Genomic DNA, 14,374 nt, shown 5'->3' on the forward strand with positions numbered 1-14,374 from the left:
TTGATTAAAATTTAAGGTGCAAAGATATGTTTTTTTTGTTATAATGTTACTGTAATTGCTAATATTATAACAAAAAAAACCTTCCTCCATAAAGAGAAAGGTTTTTATATGTTTTGAATTCTAAGTGGTTAACTTATTCAACTTCGAATAAATCGGAGATAGAACCGTGTTGGTTAACATTCTTAATTGCTTTTCCAAATAATTCTGCAGTAGACAACACTCTAATTTTAGTAGACTGTTTCATTTTTTCAGGATCCAATTGAATGGTATCTGTAACAATCATTTCAGACAATACAGAGTTCTCAATTGTTTCGTAAGCTTTACCTGATAATACAGCATGTGTACATACTGCTCTTACAGATTTAGCACCGCTTTCCATGATCAATGCTGCAGCTTTTGATAATGTACCTGCAGTATCACAGATATCATCAATCAAAACAACGTCTTGACCAGTAACATCACCAATGATAGACATTGATTCGATTTCGTTGGCACGTTTACGACGTTTATCACATATGATCACTTCTGCATTGAAGAATTTTGCAAATGTACGTGCGCGGTAAGAACCACCCATGTCAGGAGATGCAATCGTCAAGTTAGGAAGATTTAATGATTTGATGTAAGGAACGAAGATAATCGAACCGTCTAAGTGATCAACAGGAATGTCGAAAAAACCTTGGATTTGAGCAGCGTGTAGATCCATTGTCATGATGCGGTGTGCGCCTGCTGCGGTAATTAAATTCGCAATCATTTTAGCACCAATAGCTACACGTGGCTTATCTTTACGATCCTGACGTGCAAAACCGAAATAAGGAACTACAGCAGTAATGTAATGAGCCGAAGCACGCTTTGCTGCATCAATCATCAACAATAATTCAAATAAATTGTCTGTTGGTTGATTTGTTGATTGAACAATAAATACATCGCTTCCACGAACTGATTCATTGTAAAAAGGTTGGATTTCTCCATCGCTAAAACGAGATAACGTTTTATCTCCAAGAGGTTTCCCGTAGGAGGTAGCGATTTTTTCTGCTAATTCTGTAGTGCCAGAACCGGCGAATAACTTAACCGTGTTGAATTGCAAAGGCATGGTTTTTTATTTTTGATATAGTGGATTAGAATAGAATTTTCTGTTTGTATGTTGCCAATTACTTTCTAATGACTTAAAAAAAAAGGATTGTTTTTATAACAATCCATTTTTTTCTTTTTAAAGTTGCTCGACCTGGATTCGAACCAAGACAAACAGTACCAAAAACTGTCGTACTACCCTTATACTATCGAGCAATCTATCTCATTGATTCGATTGACATGTCAACCTTTATCCTTTCGATGGTGCAAAGTTAGATAAATGTTTTTAATTTCAAAATTTCAATCGAAAAAAAAATGTAAAAATTTAAATAATGCCTCATTATGAGCTGGAAAAAGTGGAAAGTATCATATGACTTCTTATTTTGCAGATACAATAGGAATGGTTTTCTTATGCCACTTTTTACTATAAAACGTGTATTGTTATATGTCATGATCATATCTCTAAGCTCACAAGTAGAAACAGCCAGTTCGGAAGTGTCGATTTAAGGCTTCGTACTTACCGTGTTAATATCATACTTTGAAGAAAGTATAGTATTAAACAATATCTTTTTTCGGATTCACTATACTTTGGAATAAATTAATTTGGTGTTCCATGATGATGAATAGGATTAACGTATTATGAAATTTTGAAAATGGTTGAAAACAAAAAAGGCTTACCGAAGTAAGCCTTTTTTAATGTTGCCCGACCTGGATTCGAACCAAGACAAACAGTACCAAAAACTGTCGTACTACCCTTATACTATCGGGCAAACATTCTCAAAAGTGTAACACTATGGAAGCGTGTTGGTCACTTTTGATGATGCAAATATACGGCGCTTTTTCATTTCTGCAAATAAAAAATGAACGGTAAATGCCTTTTAATTGATTCTCAGGCTAATAATTTTTTAATTTATTCTGAAAGACCAGTTCTTTGCCTAGTATAGAGCCTATCTGGCAGTAACAAATTTGAGTTTAAGCGTATAAAAAAATATAATTTATTCGTTTCTTATTAAATATCCTTATTTTCGGAACGTATTATAATCTTTATACAGTATAATTATATGAACTATACTAAAATTAACAATGTTTTAGGGTGGGCCTGCGCAATTATTGCTACCGTCACTTATATGTTAACCGCAGAAAGGTCAACGAGTTGGTGGGACTGCGGTGAGTTTATCGCCTCAGCATATAAAATGCAGGTGGTTCACCAACCAGGTGCTCCGTTATTTTTGATGATTCAAAATATATTCTCGAACCTTGCAGGGGGAGATGTTACAAGAATTGCTTTTTGGATGAATGTGGGATCTGGAGTATGCAGTGGTATTACCATTTTGTTTTTATTCTGGACCATTACAGCATTAGCTCGAAAAGTGGTCACAAAATCTGTAGATGGAACATATTCAAGTGCAGATTTGATCAAGATCTTCGGATCAGGATTGGTAGGAGCTTTAGCATATGCATTCTCAGATACATTCTGGTTCTCAGCAGTAGAATCCGAAGTATATGCCATGTCTTCTTTATGTACAGCTGTCGTATTTTGGGGTATTCTAAAATGGGAAAACCATGCAGATGAACCTGGTGCTGACCGTTGGTTGATTTTTATCGCTTACGTAATGGGACTTTCCATAGGCGTTCACTTATTAAACTTACTTGTTATCCCTGCTATTGCAGTTGTTATTTACTTTAAGAGAGCAAAGACAATTACAAGCAAAGGAGCTATCCAGTCATTTCTTTTAGGGGTAGTGGTTTTAGCGGTGATCTTATGGGGTATCATTCAATACTCGGTTAAATTCGCCGCTTATTTTGATTTATTCTTCGTCAATACATTAGGATTGGGATTTGGATCAGGATTCACATTTTTTGTTGTGTTATTGGTTGCATTATTAGCTTATGGTATTTGGTATTCGATCAAAAAAGTAAAACCGATCTTAAATATCGTAATGATCAGTGCTTCTTTTATTATTTTCGGATACAGCTCATTTGCCATGATTATGATCCGTGCAAAAGCAAATCCAACATTAAATAATAGTGATCCAGAAAATGCTTTTACTTTCTTAAGTTATCTAGGACGTGAGCAATATGCAAGTGAGCCTTTATTTAAAGGCCCTAACTTTGATTCTAAAGTTACAGGAGTAGAACCTACCTATTCTTACAGAAAAGATAAAGATAAGTATACAAAAATCCAGACAGGATCTACTTACCAATACGATAAAGAAGTTCTATTCCCACGTGTATATAGCAATAGAGATGGTCATCCGGGCTATTATCAGGACTATTTAAGATTGGGTGAAGGGCAGTCTCCAACATTTGGTGATAACTTAAAATTCTTCTTTAATTATCAGATAGGTCATATGTATGGACGTTATTTCCTTTGGAATTTTGCAGGTCGTCAAAATGATCAGCAAGGACACGGTACTTTTACAGAAGGAAACTGGATCTCTGGAATTAAACCAATCGATCAGATGTTAGTAGGTGGGCAAGATGCACTTCCTGACTCTTTGAATACAGATCCATCTAATAATAAGTATTTCTTTTTACCGCTAATTATAGGATTGATCGGTGCTTTTTGGCACTTCGGTAAAAGACAAAAAGATGCTGGTGTTGTTGGATTGTTATTTTTCTTTACAGGCTTAGCGATTGTATTGTACTTAAATCAAAGTCCTTTACAGCCACGTGAACGTGATTATGCTTATGCAGGGTCATTTTACGCATTTGCCATATGGATTGGATTGGGAGTCTTTGCAATAGCAGATTTCTTAGGAAAGAAAATGAATCCTAAAACAGCAGCAGGGCTTACAACAGTTGTATGCTTACTTGCAGCACCTGTTTTATTAGCAAAAGAAAACTGGGATGATCACGATCGTTCACATAAATTAACGGCACGTGATCTGGCAAAAGATTATTTAGAATCTTGTGCTCCTAACGCTATTTTATTCACTTACGGGGATAACGATACGTATCCATTGTGGTATGCACAGGAAGTGGAAGGTATCCGCACAGATGTACGTGTGGTAAACTTAAGCTTATTAAGTGCAGATTGGTATATGGCTCAAATGCAGAAAAAGGCAAATGATGCCGATGCGTTACCGATCAATATTGATAAAGAGAAGTTTAAAAAAGGAGTGCGTGATGTGATGTACTTCCAAGATGTTCAAATTCCAGGACATGCTGATTTGAATTTAGTTTTACAGTTTATGCTTTCGGATGATGCTAAAAATAAAGCACAGCTGAATTCTGGTGAATTTGAGAACTTCTTGCCAACTAAAAATCTTGCTTTAGCGGTAGATAGAAATGCGGTTATCCAAAATAAAACAGTACCAAAGGAATGGGAAAATACGATTCCAGATACTTTAGCATGGACTTATAATAAGAATTATGTGACCAGAGCCGAACTGTCTATCTTATCTATTTTAGCTGATAACAATTGGAAAAGACCTATTTACTTTGCAGCTACAGTTCCAAATGATAATTACTTAGGTCTAGACAAGTACCTAGTGCAGGAAGGTTTTGCATATCGTTTAATGCCTATTCAGGTTGCAAAAGAAAATGCAGGAGCGCTTGTCAATACTGAAGCCGCTTATACTGATATTACCAAGAAGTATGCTTGGGGAAATATGGCAACATCACCTTACTTGGATCCAGAATCGTACCGTATGATTGGTTTAATTGTCAACTCAATAACGGGAAGTACTGCAACACAGCTCTTGGAACAAGGAAAAGAGAAAGAAGCGAAAGAAATAGCTTTGTTAGTGTACGACAAAATGCCGAAACGTGTTTTCTTGATGCGCGATGTTTTAAACTATACACCGATCATTAATGTTTTATACAGTGTCGGTGAAACTCAAAAAGCAAACGACATTGTTAAGCGTAATTTGCAGTTCTTAACTCAAAATATGTCTTATTATAGTGCTATTGCGCAGACAAAACCAGAATTGGAATATTCAAATATTGAAACTGCTTTAAGAACACTGGGTGTTTATAAGAGTATTTTATCTCAGACAAAAGAGACGAAATTACTACAAGAAATACAACAGCTTGAAGAAAATTATAAAAAGCAGTTTGGAATATAGTAGATTAATAGACAAAAAAGAGGGGCTTGCAGTTTTGTAAGCCCCTCTTTTTTGTCTATTATTTTTGTTAGCAGACAGCTACTAGAAAAAGTGATCAACCATGGAGGTATTTTTTTATAACATTAAAAATATTTGAATGAACAAGCATTAATACTGACATTTAAAAAACTCATTTTCTTAACTGCACCTTTATACTAACTTTATTTTAGTCTTGATATGGTTTATGGTTATAAAAAGGGGATGATGGGAGGGTAATTGTAAAGGCTTGTTTACAAAGCGCTAAAACGATAAAACGGTTTTGTGATTTTGAGTAATTTTACCTAATTTGTCCTTTCATCTATACAATTAATTATAACCAAACAGATTTGAAGTGCATGTTGTTTTATTTTTTTCAATCGTAAGATAAACGGCTTCTAAGAAAATTAAAAATTGATTATGGTAAATTATCAAATAAAGGAAAGTACAGAAGTCTATGATGCTATTGTCGTCGGTTCGGGAGCCGGTGGTGGTATGGCGGGTTATATACTTGCCAATGCAGGCCTTAAAGTGCTGATGTTGGAAGCTGGTCCTTTTTATGACCCGGCAAAAGATTCTCAACAGCTACGCTGGCCTTGGGAATCTCCCCGACGCGGTGCCTCGACGACCCGTCCTTTTGGCGACTTTGATGCCGCATACGGAGGATGGCAACTTGAAGGAGAGCCCTATAGTAAAGTAGCAGGTACTGAATTTGAATGGTTTCGTGCACGCATGTTAGGCGGACGTACCAACCACTGGGGCAGAATATCATTGCGCATGGGGCCCGATGATTTCAAACCTAAAGATGGTGTTACTGATGCATGGCCAATTACCTATGACGAAGTTAAACCTTTTTATGATCGTGTAGATCGTATGATCGGTGTATATGGTACAGTAGAAGGCATACATAACGAACCTGATGGTATCTTTATGAAACCACCAAAACCACGATTGAATGAACTATATATAGCCAAGGGCGCAAAGAAAGCAGGGGTACCTGTTATTCCTGGGCGTGGAGCAGTATTAACGGAAGTATCCAAAGAAATCAAAGGTAGAGGTACATGTTTTTATTGCGGGCAGTGTGGACGTGCCTGTAAAGTATATGGCGATTTTTCTTCATCTTCCTGTTTAGTGATACCAGCAATAAAGACCGGAAATCTAAAAGTAATCGATAATGCAATGGTTCGTGAAGTATTGACCAATGATGAAGGGATTGCTATCGGGGTTTCATATGTTGACACAAAAGATTTGCAGGAATATGCGGTGAAAGGAAAGACAGTCATATTAGGAGCTAGTGCATGTGAGAGTGCGCGCATTATGCTTAACTCGAAATCTAAAGCACATCCAGGAGGTGTAGGGAACAGCAGTGGTGTTGTGGGGAAATATCTTCATGATTCAACGGGAGCAAGTCTCTCCGGTTTTTTACCACAATTGTTAGACCGTAAACGTTATAATGAAGATGGAGTTGGAAGCGTACATATCTACTCACCATGGTGGGAAGATAATAAGAAGCTTAATTTTCCTCGTGGCTATCATATTGAGTATGGAGGAGGTTTACACATGCCTTCTTATGGTTTTTTAAACTGGGTGCCCAATGTAAATAACAATGCAAAAGGTCCTGATGGTAAGCAAAAGCCATTGGGTGGATATGGAGAATCTTTAAAACAGGATTATAACAGTTTTTACGGCGCTAATGTAGGTATGGCAGGAAGAGGAACGGCATTAGCCAGAATAGATAATTATTGTGAAATAGACCCCAATAAAGTCGATAAATTTGGAATACCTGTATTGCGCTTCCATTATAAATGGGCAAACGAGGAGATTGCACAGGCAAAGCATATGCAAGAAACATTTCAGTCAGTTATGCACGAAATGGGAGCTGTGATAACCTCAAAGATTCCGGGAGCGGATACCTTATATGGTTTAGAAGCACCAGGAAAAATTATCCACGAAGGTGGTACCACACGTATGGGAAATGATCCTAAAACTTCAGCTCTGAACAAATGGGGGCAAGCACATGATTGTAAAAATCTGTTTGTTGTAGATGCCGGGCCATTTGTACAACAGGGTGATAAAAATTTGACTTGGACTATCCTGGCCCTGTCAATGCGTACAGCAGAATATATTTTACAGGAAAAGAAGAATTTAAATAGCTAGAACTCATGAATAGAAGAGAATCACTAAAAGCATTAGGGCTGATCGCTGCTGGGACTGGTCTATTGGCAGGCTCCTGTAAAACCGATAATAGTAAAACTGCTGTTGCAGATGCAGCAGACAGAATTCCCGGAATTCAGGATTTTGAATATGAACGTACTAAAGCATTACAAGAAGAAAAATTCTTTAATGAACATGAGTTTGCAACAATAACTGTTTTAGCAGATATCATCATACCGAAGGATGCATCTTCAGGAAGTGCTACAGATGCTGGAGTACCGGATTTTATCGAGTTTATCGTAAAAGATTTACCAGATAATAAAATTCCAATGCGTGGCGGATTGAAATGGCTGGATGTGCACAGTCAAAAGAGATATGGACAAGCGTTTGTAAACTGTAAACAACAGGAGCAATTGGCGATTGTAGATGATATTGCATATCCCGAATTAGCAAGACCTGAAATGCAACAAGGAGTTGCTTTTTTCTCGCTGATGCGTAACCTAACGTCTTCTGGATTTTATACTAGTGAAATCGGTGTAAAGGCTATCGGTTTTAAAGGAAACACACCAGGAGTGTGGACAGGTGTGCCCGACGATGTTTTGAAAGAACATGGTTTTGATCCATCTAAGTTTTTTGGATAGGACTAAAATTCAGTTTAATAAAGCGTTCAAATATACGCAAAACTGTTTTGCCTTCATTTCTATTTTAGTTAGAAATGAAGGCATTTTTATTTTTCGACAACCTGTTGTTTTTCAGGAATATTTGTAAGTTTGTTGTCAGGTAACCAACCTAAAATATATGAATCGACAACTCAAACTTTGGGATGCCATTATGATTGTAATGGGATCAATGATTGGAAGCGGTATTTTTATTGTTTCATCGGACATGATGCGGCAATTGGGGTCCGGATGGTGGGTGATTATTGTTTGGATTATTACTGCAATAATGACTGTATCGGCGGCAATCTGTTACGGTGAGTTATCTGCTTTATTTCCAAAAGCAGGAGGTCAATATACCTATTTAACAGAAGTTTTTGGAAAAATGACGGGCTTCCTATATGGTTGGAGTCTCTTTACCGTTATTCAGACAGGAACTATTGCAGCGGTTGCTGTGGCATTCGGTAAATTTACAGCCTATCTCATTCCTGAACTTAATAATGCCCCTCCCTTATATGAAAATGGATCATTTAAGATCACCTGGATTCAGGTATTAGCCATGTTCATTATTTTAGTCCTCACCTTTATTAATACGAAGGGAGTGCGAAGTGGTAAAATGATTCAGTCTTTTTTTACATCATCAAAAATAATTGCATTAATTCTGTTGATCATAGGTGGTATATTTATGATTAAGGAGAATCATTTTTCAGAAAATCTAAGTTATGGATTAAGTTCCTATCAAAATTTAAAAGGCCTTGGTTGGACGGATATCAGTGGTGGTATCCTTTTAGGAGGTATAGCGGCGGCAATGGTTGGATCGGTTTTTAGCAGTGTAGCCTGGGAAAATGTAACGTTTATAGCGGGAGAAATTGAAAATCCAAAACGCAACGTCGTACGTGCAATGGTGATTGGAACTTCTTTAGTTATGGTGTTGTATCTGCTATGTAACTATGTTTATCTTGCTGCTTTAAGTAGAGATGAAATTGCATTTGCAGTCAATGATCGGGTTGCAGTAGCAACAGCACATAAAATTTTAGGGGAAACAGGTACGATAATTATGGCCATTTTAGTCATGATATCCACATTTGGTTGTGTCAACGGTATTGTGTTATCCGGTGCAAGAGTATTTCAGCGTATGGCTAAAGATGGACTGTTCTTGAAACAAGCAATCCCCAATAATAAGTATGAAGTTCCCGAGCGCTCTTTATGGTTGCAAGGTATATGGGCATCCTTGCTATGTTTAAGTGGTCAGTATGGCGATTTGCTCGATATGATATCCTTTGTTATTGTGCTTTTCTACATGATCACGGTGTTTGCCGTTATTTGGTTAAGATTTAAAGCACCAACATTGGATCGCCCTTATAAAACTGCGGGTTATCCCATTGTTCCGGTTATTTATCTTGTTATTGGCGCCACTTTCTGTATTTTGCTCATCCTGTATAAACCACAGTATACCTGGCCAGGATTTATTCTTATTATTTTAGGACTTCCTGTATATTGGTTGATCAATAAAAAGAAAGCATCTCCGATTGAATAAAGATTAGGGGACGTTGGATATATTAAATTCATCTTTTATTCGGATTTTTTCAAAAAAAGTGGTACGTTTGCTTAAACATTCCCTTAATGAAACAGTCGATTTTATTAGATGGACCAAAATTTCAGATTACCATTCAAAGACTTTGTCGTCAATTGATTGAGAATCATGGAGATTTTTCAAATACAGTTATAATTGGTATACAACCTCGCGGAACTTTCTTAGCCAAATGCATTGTCAAGGAATTAGAGAAGATGTTAGGTACTTCAATTTTAAGTGGTGATTTGGATATTACATTTTATCGTGATGATTTTCGTAGAAAAGGAAACGATGGTCCCATTTTAGCTAACAGCACAAACATTAATTTTATTGTAGAAGGTAAGAAAGTCATTTTAATGGATGACGTCCTTTGGACTGGTCGAACCATTCGTTCTGCAATGGATGCAATCCAAGCATTTGGTCGCGCTGAACGTATCGAACTATTGGTTCTGGTTGATCGCCGTTTTTCGAGACAGATTCCGATCCAGCCCGATTACATTGGAATCCAAGTGGATTCTATTGATTCTCAGAAAGTCATTGTGAATTGGAAAGAGTTGGATAATCAAGATAGTATCATCTTGGTAACAGAAAAGAAATAGAATAAAGAAAATCTGAATACATTAAAAATGTCATCAACAGCTGAACAATTAAGTACACGTCATTTGTTAGGAATAAAAGATTTAAATGAATCTGATATTCAATTAATTTTAAATACAGCGAGTAACTTTAAAGAAGTTTTAAACAGACCGATTAAAAAAGTTCCTTCACTTCGTGATATTACAATCGCAAATGTCTTCTTTGAAAATTCTACACGTACACGTTTATCATTTGAGCTAGCTGAAAAAAGACTCTCTGCAGATATCGTTAATTTTGCGGCCTCCTCTTCTTCTGTAAGTAAAGGTGAGACATTGATCGATACCGTCAATAATATCTTAGCGATGAAGGTTGATATGATTGTTATGCGTCATCCTTATGCCGGAGCAGGTGTGTTTTTAAGTAAGCATGTTAACGCACAAATTGTTAATGCCGGCGACGGAGCACATGAACACCCGACTCAAGCTTTGTTAGATTCTTTCTCGATTCGTGAGCGCTTTGGAGATGTCGCAGGACGTAAAGTTGCCATAATAGGTGATATCACCCATTCACGTGTAGCACTATCCAATATTCTATGTTTACAAAAACAGGGAGCTGAAGTGATGGTGTGCGGACCAACAACATTGATTCCTAAATACATTACTTCATTAGGAGTAAAAGTGGAGCATGACTTAATGAAAGCTTTGAACTGGTGTGACGTAGCCAATATGTTACGCATCCAGCTGGAAAGACAAGATATCGCTTACTTTCCATCCCTAAGAGAATATACCATGTTGTATGGATTGAATAAAACACTATTGGATTCATTGGATAAAGAAATAACAATTATGCATCCAGGACCTATTAATAGAGGGGTAGAGATTACTTCGGACGTTGCAGATAGCGCGCACTCTATTATTTTAGATCAAGTAGAAAATGGCGTAGCAGTACGTATGGCTGTACTTTACCTATTGGCAGGACAGCGCGGATAGCATTAATTGTCGATATAGATCAATATGCCTGATTTTTTATTTTTAAATCAGGCATATTTTTTTTGTATTAAATACGTTATACTTTGGATAATGTTAACAATTGTGAATAACTTTTGAGGAAAACTCCTTATTTTAGGCTTAATTTAGTACTTTGAATATTACTATGAATTTTACTTCGCTTTTTTGAGCTAAGTACTTGCAATACAAAATAAAAACATATAAAATATTTCACATATTATGTATAAAAAGATTTACCAGGTAGGGTTTGCGCTAAGTTTGATGGCGACACCAGCTTTAGCACAGCAAACAGAATGGCAACAAATCAACAAAGCATACAAGTCCGGGATGGAGTTGTTTGAAAGAGGCAAATTTACTTCTGCTTCAGAACAATTTAATCGTGTAGAAGCGTTACGGACAAAATCCTCTCTGCAATTGGATGAAACAGAAGAACTCACGCTGTTAAAAGAAAATGTACGCTATTATCAAGCTGTATGCGCTTTAGAATTGGGGGAAACAGATGCCGAAGCACAGTTTTTGAAATATATCAAAGACTATCCAAGTAGTGCTAACGCAAAAGCAGCATATTTTCAAATTGGAAAATCTTACTATGCTAAGAAAGATTATGTAAAAGCTATTGAGTGGTTTACCAAAATCGATAGTAAAAATCTGGCAGGTAATGAAAGTTTAGAATATCGTTTTAAATTAGGATATTCTTACTTTACAACAAAGAATTATACTGCTGCCAAACCACTTTTTGAAACATTAAAAGATCAAAAGTCTGAATACCAGGAAGCATCAATATATTACTACGCTTATTTATGTTATTTAGATGCGGAGTATAAAACTGCATTAAATGAGTTTGAACGTTTGAATGGTTCAAAAACATTTGAAACAAGTTATCCTTATTACATTACAGCTTTGTATTTCTTGGACAAACGTTACGATGACGTTTTGGATTATGCTTTGCCTATCATGCAACGCACGAAACAGGAGAATGAAACCGAATTGTTCCGTATTGTGGCGGCGACCTACTTTATCAAAGGAGATTTAAAATCATCCAAAAGTTACTACGATAAGTTCCAGGCACAAGATCAAGGAAAAACACAGAATAATCAAGATAGCTACCAAATCGGTTATATCGCTTACAAATTGAAAGATTATGATAAGGCAATAACAGAATTGGAAAAAATGACAGAACCTGATGCATATTATCAAAGTGCGATGATTACATTGGGAGATTCATTCTTGAAAAAAGGAAATAAGCAAGCAGCACGTAACGCATTCTTCAAAGCCTCAAAATTAGATTTTGATAAAGATCTGCAAGAAGAAGGATTATTTAACTATGCTAAGCTTTCTTACGAATTGGAATTCCATCAAGTAGCATTAGCTTCCACTCAGGAATATCTGAAAACTTATCCAAAATCAAAACGTCAGGAAGAAGCGAAAACTTTATTAGCTGAAGTTTTATTGAGTACAAAGAACTACCGCGAAGCTGTTGATATCTTAGAGACCATTCAGAAAAGAGGTAGAGAAGCAAATGTCGCTTATCAAAAAGTAACTTACTATAGAGGTTTAGAATATTATAACGAACGTGCATTTGAAAATGCAATTTCATTATTCATGCGTTCTGAAGCAAATCGTTATGATGAAGAAATCTATGCGTTAGCTACCTACTGGAAAGCAGAGGCGATGTATGAAGTTCGTAAATATGGAGAAGCCGTAACCAATTTTAATAAATTTTTACGTCTACCGGCAGCAGCTAAAACTGATGTTTACAACTATGCCAATTATGCTTTAGCATATGCTGCATTTAGAAATGGAAACTACAATACATCTGCAAATTATTTTGAACGCTTTTTAGCGACAGGTGGTTCAAAAGGAATCGAGTTGAATACCCGTAACGATGCTATTGCTCGTTTAGGAGACTCCTATTTCTCAGCAAAGAACTACGGTAAAGCAATGGAACAGTATGATCGATTGATTAATGGAAAAGCAGCAAGTCAAGATTACGCATTATTCCAACGTGGTATCATTCAGGGGCTACAGGGAAATAATGAAGGTAAAATTGCTACGCTGAAGTCTGTAATTGCTAAATATCCGACATCAAATTATGCCGATGACGTTTCTTTTGAGATCCCATACACTTATTTCTTAATGGGACAGTCCGACCAAGCTATTTCAGGTCTGCAAACGATGGTGGAGAAATATCCACGTAGCAGTTATGTACCTCGTGCTTTGGTAACAATCGGTTTAGTACAATATAATCAAGATAATAACGAAGCTGCTTTAAAGACTTTCCAACGCGTAGTGGATCAATATGCAACAACGGATGAAGCTAAGCAAGCAATGCGTTCTATTGAAAATATCTATTTAGACAATAGTGATGCTACTGGTTATATCAAATATGCTACTGGTACCAATATTGGAAATTTAACAACATCTGAGCAGGATAGCCGTACATTTTCGACAGCAACAACGCTATTCTCAAGATCAAACTTCCAAGGTGCAGTTGAAGCCGTGAATGCTTATTTTGATAAATTCCCTAAGCCTATTCAAGAGAAATATGCACGTTTTATCCGCGCTGAAAGTAATGCTGCTTTAGGTCATACTGATGAGGCCTTACATGACTATAACATTATCTTGAATGACTGGACAAGCGCTTATACAGAACGTACTTTGGTGAGTGTATCACGCTTATATTTGAAACAGAAGAAATATAATGAAGCAACACAACTGTTGAAAAAATTAGAATTGACTTCTGAGTATAAATCTAATTACAGCTATGCGATCAACAATTTAATGGTCAGCTATTTCGAGATCGGTGACTATAAAGAAACTCTGAATTATTCCAATGCAGTAAGAAATTACGAAAAATCATCTGAGGAAGAGATCGCAAATGCATCACTTTATGCTGGTAAAGCATATTTGAAACAAAGTAAGCGTGCAGAAGCGCTGAAGGAATTTAATTTAGCGGCATTGAAGAGCCGTACAGTTATTGGTGCCGAAGCACGTTATAATGTTGCTTTGATGCAGTATGAAAATAAAGAATACGAAGCCGCTATTAAGTCTGCTTTTGATGTTTCAGATTCGTTTTCATCTTATGATTACTGGGTTGCAAAAAGTTTTATCCTAATGGCAGATGCTTACGTAGGAAAAGGAGATAACTTCCAGGCGAAATCTACTTTAGAAAGTGTGATTGAGAATTATGACGGTAAGGATGATATTTTGCCAACAGCAAAAGCTCGTCTAGAAAAATTGAACAAAAAGAAATAG

Annotated in this window: 8 protein-coding genes and 1 tRNA gene; 7 read left to right on the forward strand and 2 right to left on the reverse strand. The window is 36.5% G+C overall.

What is annotated here, in order from left to right; all coding sequences use genetic code 11:
- Window positions 1-133: 133 nt before the first annotated feature.
- Complete coding sequence (locus M2265_RS19935) at window positions 134-1,090, reverse strand: ribose-phosphate pyrophosphokinase (protein WP_021188717.1); 957 nt, start codon at window positions 1,088-1,090, stop codon at window positions 134-136.
- Window positions 1,091-1,767: 677 nt separating this feature from the next.
- A tRNA-Gln gene (locus M2265_RS19940) sits at window positions 1,768-1,838 on the reverse strand.
- A gap of 291 nt (window positions 1,839-2,129) precedes the next feature.
- On the opposite strand from M2265_RS19940, the gene M2265_RS19945 reads away from it, so the two are divergent.
- The 7 genes from M2265_RS19945 to M2265_RS19975 all read left to right on the forward strand — a co-directional run bounded on the left by M2265_RS19945 (window position 2,130) and on the right by M2265_RS19975 (window position 14,374).
- On the forward strand, window positions 2,130-5,138 hold the full coding sequence (locus tag M2265_RS19945) for a DUF2723 domain-containing protein (protein ID WP_132769034.1): 3,009 nt from the start codon (window positions 2,130-2,132) through the stop codon (window positions 5,136-5,138).
- 435 nt (window positions 5,139-5,573) lie between these two features.
- Window positions 5,574-7,310, forward strand: coding sequence for a GMC oxidoreductase (locus tag M2265_RS19950; RefSeq protein ID WP_132769032.1), 1,737 nt, complete (start codon window positions 5,574-5,576; stop codon window positions 7,308-7,310).
- A gap of 5 nt (window positions 7,311-7,315) precedes the next feature.
- Window positions 7,316-7,948: a gluconate 2-dehydrogenase subunit 3 family protein gene (locus M2265_RS19955; protein ID WP_132769030.1), complete on the forward strand. Its 633-nt coding sequence runs from the start codon at window positions 7,316-7,318 to the stop codon at window positions 7,946-7,948.
- Window positions 7,949-8,105: 157 nt separating this feature from the next.
- Window positions 8,106-9,500, forward strand: coding sequence for an APC family permease (locus M2265_RS19960; RefSeq protein WP_132769028.1), 1,395 nt, complete (start codon window positions 8,106-8,108; stop codon window positions 9,498-9,500).
- Window positions 9,501-9,586: 86 nt separating this feature from the next.
- Window positions 9,587-10,135, forward strand: a complete 549-nt coding sequence (pyrR, locus tag M2265_RS19965; protein ID WP_132769026.1) for a bifunctional pyr operon transcriptional regulator/uracil phosphoribosyltransferase PyrR — start codon at window positions 9,587-9,589, stop codon at window positions 10,133-10,135.
- Window positions 10,136-10,162: 27 nt separating this feature from the next.
- Window positions 10,163-11,101 carry an aspartate carbamoyltransferase catalytic subunit gene (locus M2265_RS19970; protein ID WP_021188731.1) on the forward strand — a complete coding sequence of 313 codons (939 nt, stop codon included), beginning with the start codon at window positions 10,163-10,165 and terminating at the stop codon, window positions 11,099-11,101.
- Between the two features lie 237 nt (window positions 11,102-11,338).
- Window positions 11,339-14,374: a tetratricopeptide repeat protein gene (locus tag M2265_RS19975; protein WP_132769024.1), complete on the forward strand. Its 3,036-nt coding sequence runs from the start codon at window positions 11,339-11,341 to the stop codon at window positions 14,372-14,374.

Source organism: Sphingobacterium kitahiroshimense, assembly GCF_025961315.1.
Classification (GTDB): Bacteria; Bacteroidota; Bacteroidia; order Sphingobacteriales; family Sphingobacteriaceae; genus Sphingobacterium; species Sphingobacterium anhuiense.